The sequence below is a fragment of the Streptomyces sp. NPDC107522 genome, from assembly GCF_055657525.1.
This window is the reverse complement of sequence record NZ_JBVKAU010000011.1, coordinates 78,331-94,709: the sequence shown is the minus strand read 5'-3', so window position 1 is coordinate 94,709 and position 16,379 is coordinate 78,331. Positions and strand designations below refer to the sequence as shown.

Below are 16,379 nucleotides of genomic sequence, written 5' to 3'. Positions count from 1 at the left end.
CGCCTCAGCCCTTCTGCTGCTCGGTGCCGGGGTTGTCGGTACCGCGGTTGCTGGTGCCGTGGTTGGTGGTGCCGCCGCCCATCTGCACGTTTCCGTGGAAGACGGAGCCGTCGTTATGGAACAGGTCGCGGCTGACGTTTTGATGAATGCTGACGCCGCCGGGCCGATGGCCGGACATGTCCACGACCTCGAACTCGTCCTCGTCGGTGTCGTCGGTGCCGTCGAGCTCGTCGCCGACGGCGGGCAGGGGAGCGGCGGCAGGGGACGGCGCCGGCGCCGGCGCACCCGGCACCGCCGATGCCGGTGCGGCACCCGCGGGGATCTCCGGCGCGGGCCGCCCGGGCAGGTGGAACCAGGCGGTGACCTCGCCCTCCTTGAGCCGCAGCCGGGCCGGCGCGTAGCGCGCGGGCTCGATGAACTTGCCGCCGGCGCCGACCACGTCCTCGTACAGGGACTGGGAGGTCACCAGCACGAGGTCGGCCTTCTCGGCGTCGAGGAGCTGCCGGGCGACGGGGGAGTCGGCCAGCCGGCAGGCGAGGTCGACGGCGCGTCCGCTGATGCCCCGGTCGTCGTGCCGGACCGGGCCGACGTGCATGCCGATGCGCAGCCCGAGGGGGACCGCCAGGTCACGGTTCTCGTCCCGCAGCTTCTCGTGCACCTCGACCATCCACAGGCCGAGCAGCCGGCTCACCGCGATCCGGCCCGCGACCGAGAGCAGCACGCCGTCGCCGCGGTCCTCCATGTGTACGGCGTCACGGGCCACCTTGGCGTGGGTGAAGGCCGTCTCCAGCACCCGGTAGATCCGGGCGCGCATGCGCGGCTTGTCGACGTCGTCGTACTCGCCGGAACGTCTGGCGTCGACGCTGATCACCAACTCGTAGTGCGCCTCGGTGAGTTCCAGAGCGTCGTGGTTCACCCGTGCCCCCTGCGTGTTCTGTTCGCTTGCCGAAGAGGTGGTTCGTGCTGCTCGAAGAGGTGGTTGTCGTGCCCGAAGAGCTGGTCCGCGAAGGTGGCCCCGGCAGTGTCCGTGGCGGTCCTCGGGAGGGGTCCCGTCCGTTCCCTCAGAGTCGGGCCCGGGACGGGAGGCGTCTGTAGCCGTTTACACACGGCCGGGCGTGGGTTTGCTCCTGGGGCTACTCCTCATGACCGTCCGCGAGGAGGGCGAGCAACGCGGGGTCGAGGATCTCCACCATCCGGTTGCCGGTGCGCACGATGTTCTGGGTGCGCAGCAGCCGCAGGGCCTTGGCGACGGCTTCGCGGGTGGCCCCGATCGTGGCGGCCAGTTCGTCCTGGGCCAGGTGGACGACGGGACCGGAGGCGGCGGGGCCGTTCGAGGGGCCCGCCGCGGAGGGGGCGTAGGGGCCGGAGGGCTCGGCTCCCGACAGTTCGGTGAGCCGGCCGGCCAGGCGCTGCAGCACGGTGAGCGAGGCGAGCGCGGACCGCTCCTGGTCGGCGCTGCGCAGCCGGGAAGTGAGCTGACGTATCACCAGACCGCTGACGCGGGGGTGCAGGGCGAGAAAACGACGAAACGCATCCCCGGATATGACCTGGGCCTCTATGGGACCGAGGGCGCGCACGGTGGCGCTGCGGGGATGCGGATCCAGCGCGGCCATCTCACCGAGCAGTTCGCCCGGGCCGCGCAGGCCGAGTATCAGCCGGGTGGCCCCACGATCCGTCGCCACGGACACGGTCACCCACCCCCGAATGATGATCACGACGTGACTGGACCGGTCGCCCTCTGTGAGGAGATGGGCGTCGGCCGGGTAGCTCTTCCGGTTGCCGAGGGCCATGACGCTCTCGTGCTCCTGGGGAGTCAGCGTGTGCGCGAACGCCCGCTCATTTCCGAGCAGCCCCATGGCCGGCCCCCCGCCGCATTCCGGACGCCTGGATTTTCGATGGAGGTCGATGGTGGCAGGGCGAAGTTCCAGGCCGAGCGGATTGCGCCATACCAGGGGTACTGGCCGGTAGTTGCGGAATGCCAGGTTGGTCGCCCTGTCGCCGCGCACCCCCACCGCACCCCGGCCACCGGCCCCCACCACGGGCCGTGCCCGCCCCACCCGCGCCCGAAGGACGACCGTGAGGTCAGAACCGGCACTCGAACAAGGGGCCGTATGGACGCCGGAATTCGGTCAGACGATGGGGAGTTGGCGAAAACTCGGGTTTGGGCTGTGACCTCGGTGAGGAAGGGGTGGCGGCGACGTGAGAGGACGGTGCGTCCGGCGGGAGCGGTGGGGCGGGGCGAATGCGGGACCTTCAGGGCTGCCCTGCGGCGATCGCGATCGATCCGGTTGGCTTCGGTTCGCAATGTGATCTACGGCTGTGTCGTCCGGTTGAAGACCGCACTGCGGCAGGCGGACACGGCGGCCACGGGCGTACGGCTGGACCGGACCAGGGCGGCTACACGCTGCGGACGCCCGCCGAGCGGGTCGACCTGTACCGGTTCCGCGACCTGGTCGGCCGGGCCCGCGCACAGGAGACCGTAAGAGAGGCCGACGGAGACGGCCGTGCCGCCGAACTTCTTGAGCAGGCAGTGGAGTTGTGGCGCGGCGATCCCCTGACGGGCGCGGGGGCGCAGGCGACGCGGGACAGGCTGGCGAGCGAGCTGGTCGTGATCCTGCTGCAGTACCACGAGGTGCAGTTGCGCAGGGGCCGCCACGCGCAGATCCACCCCCGGTTGCGCCGACTGCACCCTGGGCCTAGGAACCCACGCCACAGCTGGCACCCTCACGGACGTCGGCGTGCCGCCGAAGGCCGGTCAGTGACCGTAGGGCGGCTCGAAGCACCCCGTCTCGGGGTACGGGCCGTTGGTCCGCACCTCGAAGTTGGACTTCTGCACGAACGCCGAGACGCAGGCGTCGGCATGGACGCGCAGGGCGACCAGCGCGCCCTCGGGTGTGACGTAACCGTCGCCCTCGTAGCGCGAGAACATCTCCCGGACGGTGAGCGTCCCGCCGAGCCGCTTGCCGTCCTGCGTGACGCGTTCCTCCTCGTAGCCGAGCCGAAGCAGGGCCGCGCGCACCTCCGAGGGGTCCCACTTGTGCTGCTTCCACAGCCGTTCGAGCACCGGCCTGATGCGCGCGGCCTCCCGCTCGGCGTCCCTCGCATGCGCGGGGGACATGTCGCCGGACTGCCGGTAGGCGTTGTTCTCGTTGTAGTGCGGGGCGCCATCACCGGCTCCCGGCTCCACGTACGGGGAGGCCCCGGCAGCGCTGGGGCTGTCACTCGCGCCGGCATCTGCGCCGGCCCTGGCATCCGGGCCGGCACTGGCCGAAGCGCTCGGCGTGGCTCCGGCCACCGAACCCGGCGCGCTCACCTCACCGCAGGCGGTGAGGGTCAGGCCGACGACCAGGACGAGGGCGGCGCCGACAACAGACCTGTGGCGTACGGAGGTTGAGGGGGACATGGGGCGAGTCTCTCATCCGTCCTTCGGCTTGTCGGGGTAGATCAGCCCGACGCCGAGGTGGATCGCCCCGTAACAGCTCAGCAGGAGGGAGAAGCGGGCAAGCCTCGCACCGCCCTCCCAGTCGGCCGTGGGCCCGAAGAACAACCAGGTCGCGAGAGCTATCGCCGCGATCACCATCGTCAGGCCCGTCAGCCGACGCACCCCGTACCCCATTTCCCTGTATCCAACGATCTCCGCACCAACCGCCGTTCACCCTGCGGGTTCAGAAACGGCTGACCATCCCCGGGACGCCCTGTGCCGTCGGAAGCGGCAGCGGGTCGCCGCTGCGCTCGCCCGCCGTCGGCGGGGCCTGGCAGGTCACGTCCGTGGCCGGCAGCCTGCCGGTGGTCAGGTAGGCCGTGGCCGTCTTGTCCGCGCAGGACTTGGAGCCGTAGATGCCGTGTCCGACGCCGCCGAGGACGGTGACCATCTTCGAGCCCTTCATGACCCGGTGCAGGCCCTGGCCGCTGGTCAACGGCGTCTGGGGGTCCCACTCGTTCTGCAGGATCAGCGCGCCGACCTTGTTGTCGACCTTCGTGGCGGGCTCGCCGCCGTTCTTCTTCCAGAACGCGCACGGCTTGATGTTGGACGCGAAGTCGCCGTACAGCGGGTACCTGCCCTTGTCCCGGATCGCGTCGGCGCGGTACTGCTCGGGATCGCGCGGCCAGTTGCGGGTGTCGGCGCAGACGACGGTCCAGAAGGCGGCGTCGCCGTTGTCCTCGGGCGGCGCGACGCGGCCGAACGACGGCGGAACGGGCGTGGGCGTCTTCGCCGGCCCGTCACCGGAACGGGACCTGCCCTCGGCGGCCCGCTTCAGCTGGACGACCCACTCGGCGGCGTCGCGCACGCTGAAGAAGATGCCACGGCCGTTGGAGCGGATGTCATCACCGGTCAGCTTGGCCCCGTCGAGGTCGATCGGCTTGCGCTCGGCCCGGGCGACCAGGTCGTAGAAGGTCTTGCGGACCGCGTCAGGGGTCTGCCCCAGCTTGTACGTGGCGTTGCGCTCGGCGGCCCACTCGGTCCACCTGGTGAAGGCGGGCTCGCCGCCCTCCGCCCAGACCTGGATCATGCCGCGCCAGACCCGGGCCGGGTCGACGGCGCTGTCCAGCACGAAGCGGTCGGTGCGCTGGGGGAACATCTGCGTGTAGACGGCGCCGAGGTAGGTGCCGTACGAGTAGCCCAGGTAGGAGATCTTCCTCTCGCCGAGCACGGCACGGACGACGTCCATGTCCCGGGCGGTGTTGCGGGTGGTGATGTGGCGCAGCTTGTCGCCCTGCTTGGCGTAGCACTTGTCGGCGACGGTCCGGGCCCACTTCACGTCCTTGGCGAACGTCTCGGGCTTGTACGGCCGTTCCCAGTTCTGTTCCCCGGCCGTCATGCCGCAGCCGACGGGAGAGCTCTGGCCGACGCCTCGCGGGTCGAAGCCCACGAGGTCGTACTTCCGCTTCACGGACTTCGGCAGTTCGCCCGCCAGAAACTGCGGCAGGTCGACGCCCGTACCGCCCGGACCGCCCGGGTTGAGCAGGAGCACTCCGCGGCGCTCGCTCGGGACGCTCGTCCTGTACCTCGATATCGCCAGGTCGATCTTCTTGCCGTCCGGGCGGCTGTAGTTGAGCGGCACCTTGATCGTGGCGCACTGGAAGGCCGCCGGCGTCTCTCTGTCACAGCGGTGCCAGGACGGCCTCTGCTGAAGGTACTGGCTCAGGGGATTCTCCGCGGCGGAGGACGAGGCCGGTGCGAGCGCGGGAACCAGGGTGGCGAGGACGCCGGCCGTCAGGAAGGGGGCTATTCGACACTTGCGCACGTGGGGGAGGTCCTTGAGGTCGGTGCGTACGGGACGCACCAACCCTTTCGTGCACAGGAGTTGAGCGAATCCACCGGAGAGACAAGATCTGTTCCGACCGCGGATGGACGGACGGGCGTGCCGATGGTCCCGGAGTCGGACAACCACGACCGGCTCTTCGCCGTCTTACTCGAACCCGGCTCTTTACCACGCCGAACCATGGGCCGGTTGTGCGTACGGCCCTTGGTTCGTTAATTCCCGGAGAACTCTTCTACAACCTTCCGTCTCATGCGTCTGTCTGGCTATCGCAGGGATGTCCCAGGGGTTGGTGAAGAGGAGCTCAGAACGTGACCGTGCGTTCCTTTGCGCGGCGGATGCGACCGCGAGTCGAGCGGAAGGCCGCCGAACGGGTGTGGCAGCTGCGGACCATGCGGCGGCGCCGCAGGGCAGCGGTCACGGACCCGGTGCTCCGCCCGGTCGCGGTGCGGGGCCAGCAGCTCTACGGACGGGTCGTGACCCGGTTCAGCGCCGCCGAGGCGGCCGCCGCCAACCTCGGCCTGGTCGTGGCCGCCCTGGAGCAGGAGGGCATCCCCTACTTCCTGGTTCCGGCCGCGCGTACGCGCCACACGGTCGGCGTGAACGCCGTCGACCGGGAGCGTTTCCTCACCGCCCTGGAGACGCAGAACGAGGGCAAGGCGGTGTTCATCGGCAGACCGCTGCCCGGTGGACAGCTCAAGAACCCCGCCCTCTTCATGGACGGTGTCCTGCCGACCGCCCTGCGCACGGCCCCTGTTCTGCGCGTCGGCGAGAACCACCTCGGCCCCTCGGGCCAGCTGCTCGCCGGGCCGGAGCTCGCCTGCGACGTCGAGTTCTGGGAGGACGGGGCCCAGCTCCTCGCCTCCCACGACGGGCCCCGGCGACTGGCCAAGGTGCAGCCGCAGGCCTCCGAGGACATCTTCGCCGAGTCCCTCGTCGCGCCCCGCAACAACGGCATCACGGACGTACTTCCGGCGGCCGAGCAGAAGCCTGCCACGGTACGGATCGGCGACCGGGAGCTGCCGACCTTCGCCCCGCTCACCCTGCCCACCGTGAACGACGTGACCTTCCCCGTCGACGTCGTCTACACCTGGGTGGACGGCGAGCAGCCGGAGATGCGGGCCAAGCGGGCCCGGTACCAGGGGCAGGGCATCGCCGAGATCCTGGACAAGGAGACCAACGCCTCCCGCTACACCAGCCATGACGAGCTGAAGTACTCGCTGCGCTCGCTCGCGATGTACGCCGACTTCGTCCGGCACATCTACATCGTGACCGACGGCCAGAAGCCGCACTGGCTCGACGACAGCGCACCCGGCATCACGGTCGTCGACCACCGCGACATCTTCCCGTCCGACGTCCTGCCCGTCTTCAACTCGCACGCGATCGAGACCCGGCTGCACCACATCCCCGGCCTGTCGGACCACTACCTCTACTTCAACGACGACGTGTTCGTGGGCCGCCGGGTCACCCCGGAGCACTTCTTCCACGGCAGCGGCCTGATGAAGATCCCGGTGTCCCCGCTGAAGATAGGCGTCGGCAAGCCGCACGCCGAGGAGACGGCCACCAACTCCGCCAGCAAGAACGTCCGCCGCCTGCTGCTGGAGAAGTTCGGCCGGATGACGACGAACAACTTCATGCACACCCCGCTGCCGCAGCAGCGCGAGACGTTGCGGGCGCTGGAGGAGCTCTTCCCCGAGGACGTACGCCGCACCACGGCGTCCCGCTTCCGCTCGCCGCAGGACATCGCCATGACGGCGCCGCTGCTCTACCAGTACGCGCTGATGACCGGCCGAGGCGTGCCAGGGAAGTACAGCTTCCGCTACGTCAACATCAGCCGCCCGGACGCCGAGGCCCGCCTGCGCGATCTGCGCCGCAACCGCCGCTTCGACTTCTTCTGCCTCAACGACGTCGACGTACCACCCGAGGAGCGCGAGCAGGTCGGCGTCCGCATGAACGAGTTCCTGGAGGACTACTTCCCCTTCCCGAGCCCCTTCGAGAAGCAGAAGTAACGGGCTGGGGGGCATGGACATGGGGGGCATGGACATGTGGGGCAGGAGCAACCGTCACCGCTTCGGACTGCCGGGGGGCGTCGGGACGACGGCCCGGGACGTTCTGGTGTACCTGAGGCACCTCCTGCCGCGCCTGCGGCTCTGGCTGACGGCCCGCCTCTGGGCGCTGCGCGCGACCCGGTCCCGCCGGCGCCTGCGGACCACCGTCCCCGCCCTGCGCCGGATCACCTTCGGACCGGTGCGTCTCTACGGCCGTACGGTCGCCGCCTACACCGCCACCGACGCCGCCGAAGCCGATCTCGAGCGGGTGTGCACCCTGCTGGAGGGGCTCGGCGTCCCGTACTTCCTGGTCCCCACCGACCACGGCCACGGTGTGCCGCGGACTGCGCCACGGAAGGTCGTCGGCGTCGAGGAGACGTACCGCGACGCGGTCCTGGCCCGCGCCGCCCAGCGCTTCGCCGGCACCGTCGGCTACGTCGGCGCCGTGGGCCCGGACGGCGCCGTGACCACCGCGGCACTGTGGGCCGACGGAAAGCTGCCACGGGCGCTGCGACAGGCCACCGTACTGCGCACCGGCGTGGTGCGCCTCGGCCCGGAAGGGCAGGTCCTCACCGGCCTGGAGACAGGCTGCGACATCGAGTTCTGGCGCCACGGCCGGGACCAGGGCACCGCCCCGGACCCCGCATGGCTCACCGTGCCCGGCAGCCGCCTGTCACCGGACGTCTTCGGCCCGGCCCTCGTCGCCCCGCGCCACAACCCCGTGTCGGAAGTGCTCCCGGTGACGGCCCGGCAGCCGGCCGCGGTCGCGGGCCGCCGCCGCAGCGTGCCGACGTTCGCCCCGTTCGCCGAGCCGGGCATCGACGAGGTCCGCTTCCCCGTGGACGCCGTATACACCTGGGTCGACGGCGACGACCCGGCGATGGCCGTCAAGCGCCGCACCTATCAGGTGCTGTCCGACAACGTCATCGCCCCGCGCGAGACCGGCGCGTCCCGCTACACCAGCCACGACGAACTGAAGTACGCCCTGCGCTCCCTGGAGATGTACGCCGGTTTCGTCCGGCACGTCTACCTGGTGACCGACTCCCAGCTCCCCGGCTGGCTGGACCCCGACGCGGAGGGCCTGACGGTGGTGGACCACCGGGACATCCTCCCGCCCGACGCCCTCCCCGTCTTCAACTCCCACGCGATAGAGAGCCGCCTGCACCACATCCCGGGCCTGTCGGAGCACTACCTCTACTTCAACGACGACGTCTTCATCAACCGCCCGGTACAGGCCGAGCACTTCTTCCACGGCAACGGCATAGCCCGCATCCCCCTGTCCCCCCTGAAACTCGGAGTCGGCGCCCCGCACCCCCTCGAACCGGCCCCGAACTCCGCCGGCAAGAACGCCCGCGAGGTGATCAGCCGCTTCCACGGCAGACAGATCACGCACAAGTCACTGCACACCCCGCACCCCCAACTCCTGTCGGTCATGCGGGAGATGGAAGCCCTTGAGATCGAGGAGCTGAAGCGGACCACCTACTCCCGCTTCCGCTCCACATCCGACGTCGCCCCGGCCTCCACACTCCACCACCACTGGGCGATCGCCACCGGCCGAGCCGTCCCGTCACCCGACTACCGCTTCCGCTACGTCCAACTCGGCACCCCGGACATGCACCGCCGCCTGTCCCGCCTGGCCTCCGGCGACGACGTCGACTTCTTCTGCCTCAACGACGTGGACACGTCTCCCGAGGCCAGACCGGCGGCCGAGGCCGCGATCCGGGCCTTCCTGGAACGCAAGTACCCGTTCCCGAGCCGCTTCGAGGGCGCGGCCAGGGACACCTCGCGGCCGGTGACGCGGCTTACCGCGAAGGTACCGGCGCAGCCTGCCGGCCATGAGCGGAGCAGAGGGTGACAGATTGCATCCGCAACTGGCATGCTCACGGTCGCGATCACAGTCGACATCGGGGGAACGATGGCTGCAGGCGCCGGAGGCTTCTCGGCAGACACCACGTCCATGGACGGCAGTTCGCATCTCCTGAACGAGCTGGCCGGACTGCTGTACGCAGGGCGCATGGACGCGGAGAACGCCACGCAGTGCCGCGTACCACGCGCGCATCCCGAAGTAGCCGAAGCCGTTGAGGACTTCGCGCGGTTCGCACAGGACCAGTACGGCGACCTGGTGACGCTGCTGTCGGCTCTGTCGACCAAGCTGCAGTCGACGGGAAACGCTTACGTCAAGGCCGACGCCGACGCCCGGCGCGCGATGGACGACCTGCTCGACAAGGGGCGTTACGTCGCGCCCGAGGACCGGTGAGCGCCATGGCCTACCGCGCGGACGTGGAGTTCCTCGACACGTCGAACCCCCAGCTGATCGAACGCACCGCAGCCGAGTACGGCCGCCTGCACACCCTCCTGGCCTCGTGCGACGACGACTTCCGCAAGGCCGGGAAGGTCGAGTGGGAGAGCGAACACCGGGAGCGCTACACCAGGCGGCTGAAGGAAGCACTCGACCTGGCGGAGCACCTCTCAGCGGCCTTCAGCCGCGTACGCAAGGCGCTGGACGCCTATGCCACCGCTGTGGAGAAGGCGAGAACCCACTTCAAGAGCGGGCAGACCACGGAAGACCGCCTGGCCGAGGTGATGTCCCGTGAAGCCGACGCGATCACGCCCGCAGCACGTGCCGCGGAACCACTGCGTCGCTGGGAAGACCTACGAGCCACGACCGGCTTCCTCGACTGGGCGGCAGAACTCACCGTCGACGTGGACGCGATCCGCGAAGAGGCCGAGCACTACTACAACGCCACCAAGAACCACTACGGCGACGCCAGGCGTGTGGAGTCCGCGGCCCGAGAGGAGTGCGTGCACGAGATACGGGCAGCCCTGCGCTCCCTGCCGGACTTCCGCGGCGGACACGCCGAATACCCCACCCTGCTGACAGCCACGGTGGACGCGTTGCGCCGAGAGGTGAGCGACGCGACCAGGAACCCGCTCACGCAGCTCGCGGGCACCGGCATGAAGACCGACGCGCTCTCCGGGGTACCGAACGACACCCCGGTCTCACCGTCGCTGCAGCGCATACGGGACCGACTCGCCCACCTGCCGACCGCACAGGACCACTACCTCTACCTGCCCTCCAACAACGATGCCGGCCGCCGCACGTACATCTCGGGCAACAAGACGCTGATCAAGGATGCCGCGCACGTCTCCGGACTGCCCCCGGAGATGCTGGCGGGCATCGCATGGCGGGAAGTCGAAGGCGACCCTTCCTGGATCGACGACGCGGCCTACGGCGTCCGCCGCCACCTGCCCGGCCTGGGAGAGGCGGACCAGACCTCCATGGGCCCGCTCGCCATCCAGATACGCCGCTCCGCCGAAGTCCTCGGCTACGACCCGCAGAACCTCACCGACGCCCAGCGCGAAGAGGTCGTCAACGCGACCAAGGATCCGGGCCAGAACATCTACATCGCAGCGGAGTACCTCGCCCAACTGAAGGCCGAGAGCGAGTTCGCCGACGTTCCGCCGGAGCAGATGACCAGAGAACAGATGCAGGAGCTTGCGGCACGCTACAACGGCGGCCCGTACTACCGGAGCGATGACGCCCAGGCCTACGGCCGCGTATTCGCCCAGAACGTCGACGAGGCGAAGCGGGCGCTGGAATCATGACGCCACCACAGGCACCACAGGCAACCCAGGGATCAAAGATCAGGGGCGTGGCATCCGCAGCCCTCCTCGTCATCGGCTGCCTGCCGGCGGCAGCCGCAACAGGCATCGCCTACCTGTCGAACCCACTCGGCCCCTGGGACCACCAGGCTTTCGACCACATCCGCCTTTTCGCCGAGCTCGGCCTCACCACCGCCCTGCTCACCGCCCCGGTCGCCGCCCTGGCCGTCACCCGCCGCTGGCTACGCCCATGGTGGATCGTGCCGTGCGCACTGATCACGACGGCTGCTTGGGCCCGCCTGACGGTGCTCTTTCCAGCGCACTGACCTGGGCCCTACACCAAGGGGTGGGTTGCCCCACTGTGCTGGGGGGGCGATGACGCCCGGGCGGGACCGTTCACCTGTGTCCACGGGTGGTCCGCAACCAGGTGGGCAGCCTCCGGGCAGCTGTCGCCCCCTCCGCTAAGCGGCCTTGGGTCGCGTCGCGCGCCTGCCCGACTCGGGTCCCTGTGCGTCCTCGAGCAGGAAGATCTCGTCTTCCCCGAAGTCCGGGGCCTGGAAGGGATTGGTCGTCGGAGGCGGCGATGCCGCGGTGGAAGCGCGGGGTTGCTCTTCCAGAGCGGAGAACAGCGATGTCGGGTTGATGAGAGAGGTCTGCCTTTCGTTACAGGTCCCTGAAGGGGCCTGGCGTGCCATGACCGGGCACAGCGGTCCTACAGCTTGGTCATCTTGGCGTAGGGGCTCAAGATCCGCTTCTGCGCCGAGCCGAAGTCCACGAGCGCCGCGATTCCGTCCTCGATGCCGATCACTCGGCCGAGGCCGTACATGTCGTGGGTGACCTGGTCGCCCACGGCGAAGTGCTTGGGGGTCGGTATGACCGGGGCCTTGAAGGGGCTGGTGGGCAAGTGACGCTTCGGTGCAGCAGGCTTTGTCATTGCCCAACAGTATGCGCCCACGCGTATCCCGTCCGCTGTGTTCGTGCACACACGCACAACGCCTGGCGGTTTGTTCACAGCCTGTGCGACCACGACGAAGGCCCCGACCGGCGAACGGTCGGGGCCTCGTCTGCCCTGCTGGGCGGCTGCGGAGGATACGAGATTCGAACTCGTGAGGGGTTGCCCCCAACACGCTTTCCAAGCGTGCGCCCTAGGCCTCTAGGCGAATCCTCCGCCGGAAACATTACATGACCGAGAGGAGTGCTCGCGAACTCGTTCCCGCCCCCTGCCATCGGGTACTGTTTGGGCAGCCCCTCACGCGGCGCTATCTGACTGAACTCCCCCAGGGCCGGAAGGCAGCAAGGGTAGGTCGGCTCTGGCGGGTGCGTGGGGGGCGCTTGCGTTCCGGGGGCGGGGTCCGTTGTCAGTGGGCGCCTATAACCTCGTAGGCGTGTCGTCTCTCGCGCTGTACCGCCGCTATCGCCCGGAGTCGTTCGCCGAGGTCATCGGGCAGGAGCATGTCACCGACCCGCTGCAGCAGGCGCTGCGGAACAACCGGGTCAATCACGCGTACCTGTTCAGCGGGCCGCGTGGGTGCGGGAAGACCACCAGCGCGCGGATTCTCGCCAGGTGCCTGAACTGCGAGCAGGGGCCCACGCCCACCCCGTGCGGGGAGTGCCAGTCCTGCCAGGACCTCGCGCGCAACGGCCCCGGATCCATCGACGTGATCGAGATCGACGCCGCGTCGCACGGCGGTGTGGACGACGCCCGTGAGCTGCGGGAGAAGGCCTTCTTCGGGCCTGCCTCCAGCCGCTACAAGATCTACATCATCGACGAGGCCCACATGGTCACGTCGGCCGGCTTCAACGCGCTGCTGAAGGTCGTCGAGGAGCCGCCCGAGCATCTGAAGTTCATCTTCGCCACGACCGAGCCCGAGAAGGTCATCGGGACCATCCGGTCGCGGACCCACCACTACCCCTTCCGCCTCGTCCCGCCGGGCACCCTGCGGGACTACCTCGCCGACGTGTGCGGCAGGGAGAACATCCCCGTCGAGGAGGGCGTACTGCCCCTCGTCGTGCGTGCGGGCCAGGGCTCCGTGCGTGACTCCATGTCCGTCATGGACCAGCTGCTCGCCGGCGCGCGGGAGGAGGGTGTGACGTATGCCATGGCCACCTCCCTCCTCGGGTACACCGACGGCTCGCTGCTCGACTCCGTCGTGGAGGCCTTCGCCACCGGTGACGGGGCCGCCGCCTTCGAGGTCGTGGACCGTGTCATCGAAGGGGGCAACGATCCCCGCCGCTTCGTCGCCGACCTGCTGGAGCGGCTGCGGGACCTGGTGATCCTGGCCGCCGTGCCGGATGCCACCGAGAAGGGGCTCATCGACGCCCCCGCCGATGTCCTGGAGCGCATGCAGGCCCAGGCAGGCACCTTCGGCGCCGCAGAGTTGAGCCGTGCCGCCGACCTCGTCAACGAGGGGCTGACCGAGATGCGAGGGGCCACCTCGCCGCGGCTCCAGCTCGAGCTGATCTGCGCGCGCGTGCTGCTGCCCGCGGCGTACGGGGACGAGCGTTCCGTGATGGCCCGGCTCGACCGGCTGGAGCGGGGCGTCAACTTCTCCGCGGGCGCCGGCATGCCTGCGATGGGCTACGTCCCGGGGCCCGACGTCCATGGTGGAGCGCCCGCAGCGCCCGTCCCGCCGGGTGGTGGCCCTGCCGCGGCCCGGGCGGCCGTGCGGGCCTCCGGCGCCCCTTCGACCGGGGCCGGTGCGCCGACCGCGGGCGTGGGCGGCGGTACGGGCGGTGGCGGTACGGCCGCTGCGGCTCCGGCGGGGCCGGGCGCACGCATGAGCCAGCCCTCCTCAACGCCCTCCGCTCCGGGCGGTTCACCGCAGAGCGACCGGCAGCAGCCGCCACCTCAGACTGCGCCCGCACCCACGCCCACTTCCGCACCCGCACCCGCATCCACGCCCACCCCGGCACCCACGCCCGCTCCCGCCGCCGCGAGCCCCTCGGCGCCCCCGGCCTCGACCCCGGGCGCCTGGCCCACCGCCGCGTCCGCAGGCGGCGGCCGACGCCCCGGCGGCTGGCCCACGGCCACCCCGGCAGGCGGCGGCGCACAGCCCCCGGCCGGGCCCAGCAACACCCCCGCACCGCAGCCCTCAGTGCCTGCTTCCGCACCCGCCCCCACCGCAGGAGCCGCACCCGCCTACGCACCCCCGAGCGGCGGCCTCGACCCCCGCATGCTCTGGCCGAACATCCTGGAGGCGGTCAAGAACCGTCGCCGCTTCACCTGGATCCTGCTCAGCCAGAACGCCCAGGTGGCCGGCTTCGACGGCACCACCCTCCAGCTCGGCTTCGTGAACGCCGGCGCGCGCGACAACTTCGCGAGCAGCGGCAGCGAGGACGTCCTGCGGCAGGCGCTGGCCGAGCAGTTCAACGTCCAGTGGAAGATCGAGGCGATCGTCGACCCGTCGGGCGGGGGCTCGGCTCCCCCGCCGACCAGCGGCTCCTCCGGCTTCGGCGGTGGCTACGGCGGCGGCTACGGCGGCGGTACGACGGCCCAGCGCCCGGCCCCTCCCCAGCCGGCTCCCACGGCACCCACCTCACCCCCGTCGGCCTCACCGGGCCCGGCCCCGACCGCTGCCCCCACACCGGCCCCCCAGCCTTCCTCCGCCCCGGAGCCACCGCCCCCGGTCGCCCCCGAGGACGACATCCCCGAGGACGACGACCCCGACCTCAACGAATCGGCCCTCTCCGGCCACGACCTGATCGTGCGGGAGCTGGGGGCGACGGTCGTGGAGGAGTTCATGAACGAGTAGCCGGAACTGACCGACGCCGGCCAGGTGATCTCAGCCCGTCCGGCGTTCGAGGACGAGGCCCCTCAAGGGCCGGAGCGGGGGTCCGGGGGCGGCAGCCCCCAGTCGACGGCAACGACAACGCCGGGGCCGCTTTGGAGGAACGTACAGGTCACCCACCCCCCGGCTCTGAGCACCTCGCACAAAAACCCCGTTAGGCTGACCCCCGTGAAGGTCCTCGTCATCGGTAGCGGCGCCCGCGAACACGCCCTGTGCCGTTCCCTGTCCCTCGACCCCGACGTCACCGCGCTGCACTGCGCCCCCGGCAACGCCGGCATCGCCGAGGTCGCCGAGCTGCACCAGGTCGACGCCCTGGACGGCAAGGCCGTATCCGCGCTGGCCGAGCAGCTCGGCGCCGACCTCGTGGTCGTAGGGCCGGAGGCACCGCTCGTCGCCGGAGTCGCCGACGCCGTGCGCGAGGCGGGCATCCCGGTCTTCGGGCCCTCCAAGGATGCCGCGCAACTCGAGGGCTCCAAGGCTTTCGCGAAGGACGTCATGGCGGCGGCCGGTGTCCCGACGGCCCGCTCCTACGTCTGCACGACCCCCGAAGAGGTCGACGAGGCCCTCGACGCCTTCGGCGCCCCGTACGTCGTCAAGGACGACGGTCTCGCCGCCGGCAAGGGCGTCGTCGTGACCGCCGATCTGGAGGCGGCCAGGGCGCACGCCAACTCCTGCGAGCGCGTCGTCATCGAGGAGTACCTGGACGGCCCCGAGGTCTCCCTGTTCGCCATCACCGACGGCGAGACGGTCGTCCCGCTCCAGCCCGCCCAGGACTTCAAGCGGGCGCTGGACGGGGACGAGGGCCCGAACACCGGCGGCATGGGCGCGTACTCGCCGCTCCCGTGGGCCGATCCGAAGCTGGTCGAGGAGGTCATGCAGACGGTCCTGCAGCCGACCGTCGACGAGCTGCGCCGCCGCGGCACCCCCTTCTCCGGCCTTCTCTACGCCGGTCTGGCGATCACCTCCCGCGGTGTACGGGTCATCGAGTTCAACGCCCGCTTCGGCGACCCGGAGACCCAGGTCGTCCTGGCCCGCCTGAAGACCCCGCTGGCCGGCGTCCTGCTGGCCGCCGCCAAGGGCGACCTCGCCGACCTGCCGCCCCTGCGCTGGAGCGAGGACGCCGCGGTCACCGTGGTGGTCGCCTCGCACAACTACCCCGGCACCCCGCGCACCGGCGACCCGATCACCGGCCTCGACGAGGTGGCCGCCGAGGACGCCCCGCACACCTACGTCCTGCACGCCGGCACCAAGCACGACGGCGACGCGATCGTCAGCGCCGGCGGCCGCGTCCTGTCCGTCACGGCGACCGGCAAGGACCTCACCAAGGCCCGCGACCGCGCGTACAAGGCCGTGTCCCGTATCCACCTCGACGGCTCCCAGCACCGCACGGACATCGCGGCGAAGGCGGCGGCAGGCGCGTAAGCACCGCTGGCGGCCGCCTCGACAAACCTCCAACGGCCGCCCCGATAAACCCCACAGGCCCCGAATCCGTCTCAGGATTCGGGGCCTGTTCCCTGCCGGGGCCAGAACCGGCCTTCTGGCCGGGATCAGGGGCCTGATCCTCGCTGTCCGTCATCCACCTTTCCCCAAAGCCATTCCATCGAGTGACCGATGCCCCATCCGGCTGACGTGGGTCGACGCCCCAACTAGGGTGCGGCGCAAGCGTTCCGGCACTTGGC

The 16,379-nt window shown here is 70.4% G+C and carries 13 protein-coding genes, 1 tRNA gene, 1 other RNA gene and 1 pseudogene; 9 read left to right on the top strand and 7 right to left on the bottom strand.

The window, feature by feature from the left end; all coding sequences use genetic code 11:
- Window positions 1–4 precede the first annotated feature (4 nt).
- Both ACZ7L6_RS29895 and ACZ7L6_RS29890 read right to left on the bottom strand, forming a co-directional pair.
- The gene (locus ACZ7L6_RS29895; protein ID WP_471929193.1) at window positions 5–916 is read right to left on the bottom strand and encodes a nucleotidyl cyclase domain-containing protein; all 912 of its coding nucleotides are present in this window, start codon (window positions 914–916) and stop codon (window positions 5–7) included.
- A 217-nt stretch (window positions 917–1,133) separates the two neighbouring features.
- Window positions 1,134–1,856, bottom strand: coding sequence for a Crp/Fnr family transcriptional regulator (locus ACZ7L6_RS29890; RefSeq protein WP_471929191.1), 723 nt, complete (start codon window positions 1,854–1,856; stop codon window positions 1,134–1,136).
- A 386-nt stretch (window positions 1,857–2,242) separates the two neighbouring features.
- On the opposite strand from ACZ7L6_RS29890, the pseudogene ACZ7L6_RS29885 reads away from it, so the two are divergent.
- Window positions 2,243–2,626: pseudogene (locus tag ACZ7L6_RS29885) on the top strand (AfsR/SARP family transcriptional regulator); the annotation flags it as partial.
- Between the two features lie 129 nt (window positions 2,627–2,755).
- On the opposite strand, the gene ACZ7L6_RS29880 reads toward ACZ7L6_RS29885, so the two are convergent.
- From ACZ7L6_RS29880 to ACZ7L6_RS29870, 3 genes are all read right to left on the bottom strand, one after another.
- Entirely contained in the window at window positions 2,756–3,403 is a 648-nt protein-coding gene (locus tag ACZ7L6_RS29880; protein ID WP_471929189.1) for a hypothetical protein, read from the bottom strand.
- 12 nt (window positions 3,404–3,415) lie between these two features.
- Window positions 3,416–3,604 (bottom strand): hypothetical protein, encoded by a 189-nt coding sequence (locus ACZ7L6_RS29875; RefSeq protein WP_471929187.1) that lies wholly within the window; start codon window positions 3,602–3,604, stop codon window positions 3,416–3,418.
- Window positions 3,605–3,665: 61 nt separating this feature from the next.
- Entirely contained in the window at window positions 3,666–5,246 is a 1,581-nt protein-coding gene (locus tag ACZ7L6_RS29870; RefSeq protein WP_471929185.1) for an alpha/beta hydrolase, read from the bottom strand.
- A 326-nt stretch (window positions 5,247–5,572) separates the two neighbouring features.
- On the opposite strand from ACZ7L6_RS29870, the gene ACZ7L6_RS29865 reads away from it, so the two are divergent.
- Genes ACZ7L6_RS29865 through ACZ7L6_RS29845 form a run of 5 tightly spaced genes read left to right on the top strand, consistent with a single transcriptional unit; the run spans window position 5,573 to window position 11,238 of the window.
- Window positions 5,573–7,270 carry a stealth family protein gene (locus tag ACZ7L6_RS29865; protein ID WP_471929183.1) on the top strand — a complete coding sequence of 566 codons (1,698 nt, stop codon included), beginning with the start codon at window positions 5,573–5,575 and terminating at the stop codon, window positions 7,268–7,270.
- Window positions 7,271–7,289: 19 nt separating this feature from the next.
- Window positions 7,290–9,164 (top strand): stealth family protein, encoded by a 1,875-nt coding sequence (locus ACZ7L6_RS29860; RefSeq protein WP_471929181.1) that lies wholly within the window; start codon window positions 7,290–7,292, stop codon window positions 9,162–9,164.
- A 60-nt stretch (window positions 9,165–9,224) separates the two neighbouring features.
- Window positions 9,225–9,566: a hypothetical protein gene (locus ACZ7L6_RS29855; RefSeq protein ID WP_471929179.1), complete on the top strand. Its 342-nt coding sequence runs from the start codon at window positions 9,225–9,227 to the stop codon at window positions 9,564–9,566.
- Window positions 9,567–9,571: 5 nt separating this feature from the next.
- Window positions 9,572–10,915, top strand: a complete 1,344-nt coding sequence (locus ACZ7L6_RS29850; protein WP_471929427.1) for a lysozyme family protein — start codon at window positions 9,572–9,574, stop codon at window positions 10,913–10,915.
- A 47-nt stretch (window positions 10,916–10,962) separates the two neighbouring features.
- Window positions 10,963–11,238, top strand: coding sequence for a hypothetical protein (locus ACZ7L6_RS29845; RefSeq protein WP_471929177.1), 276 nt, complete (start codon window positions 10,963–10,965; stop codon window positions 11,236–11,238).
- 386 nt (window positions 11,239–11,624) lie between these two features.
- On the opposite strand, the gene ACZ7L6_RS29840 is transcribed toward ACZ7L6_RS29845, so the two are convergent.
- Window positions 11,625–11,846 (bottom strand): hypothetical protein, encoded by a 222-nt coding sequence (locus ACZ7L6_RS29840; protein WP_471929175.1) that lies wholly within the window; start codon window positions 11,844–11,846, stop codon window positions 11,625–11,627.
- Between the two features lie 149 nt (window positions 11,847–11,995).
- Window positions 11,996–12,080 (bottom strand) — tRNA-Ser (locus ACZ7L6_RS29835).
- Window positions 12,081–12,152: 72 nt separating this feature from the next.
- On the opposite strand from ACZ7L6_RS29835, the gene ffs reads away from it, so the two are divergent.
- The 3 genes from ffs to purD all read left to right on the top strand — a co-directional run bounded on the left by ffs (window position 12,153) and on the right by purD (window position 16,122).
- An RNA gene (gene ffs / locus ACZ7L6_RS29830) (signal recognition particle sRNA small type) lies at window positions 12,153–12,251 on the top strand.
- Between the two features lie 46 nt (window positions 12,252–12,297).
- Window positions 12,298–14,664 (top strand): DNA polymerase III subunit gamma and tau, encoded by a 2,367-nt coding sequence (locus ACZ7L6_RS29825; RefSeq protein ID WP_471929173.1) that lies wholly within the window; start codon window positions 12,298–12,300, stop codon window positions 14,662–14,664.
- A 204-nt stretch (window positions 14,665–14,868) separates the two neighbouring features.
- Window positions 14,869–16,122 (top strand): phosphoribosylamine--glycine ligase, encoded by a 1,254-nt coding sequence (gene purD / locus ACZ7L6_RS29820; protein ID WP_471929171.1) that lies wholly within the window; start codon window positions 14,869–14,871, stop codon window positions 16,120–16,122.
- The last annotated feature ends 257 nt before the right edge of the window (window positions 16,123–16,379 follow it).

Bases quoted from the DNA above. Each gene is read 5' to 3' on its own strand.
- ACZ7L6_RS29880 (WP_471929189.1), bottom strand. From the start codon at position 3,403: ATGTCCCCCTCAACCTCCGTACGCCACAGGTCTGTTGTCGGCGCCGCC.
- ACZ7L6_RS29890 (WP_471929191.1), bottom strand. From the start codon at position 1,856: ATGGGGCTGCTCGGAAATGAGCGGGCGTTCGCGCACACGCTGACTCCC.
- ACZ7L6_RS29850 (WP_471929427.1), top strand. From the start codon at position 9,572: ATGGCCTACCGCGCGGACGTGGAGTTCCTCGACACGTCGAACCCCCAG.
- ACZ7L6_RS29860 (WP_471929181.1), top strand. From the start codon at position 7,290: ATGGGGGGCATGGACATGTGGGGCAGGAGCAACCGTCACCGCTTCGGA.
- ACZ7L6_RS29840 (WP_471929175.1), bottom strand. From the start codon at position 11,846: ATGACAAAGCCTGCTGCACCGAAGCGTCACTTGCCCACCAGCCCCTTC.
- ACZ7L6_RS29855 (WP_471929179.1), top strand. From the start codon at position 9,225: ATGGCTGCAGGCGCCGGAGGCTTCTCGGCAGACACCACGTCCATGGAC.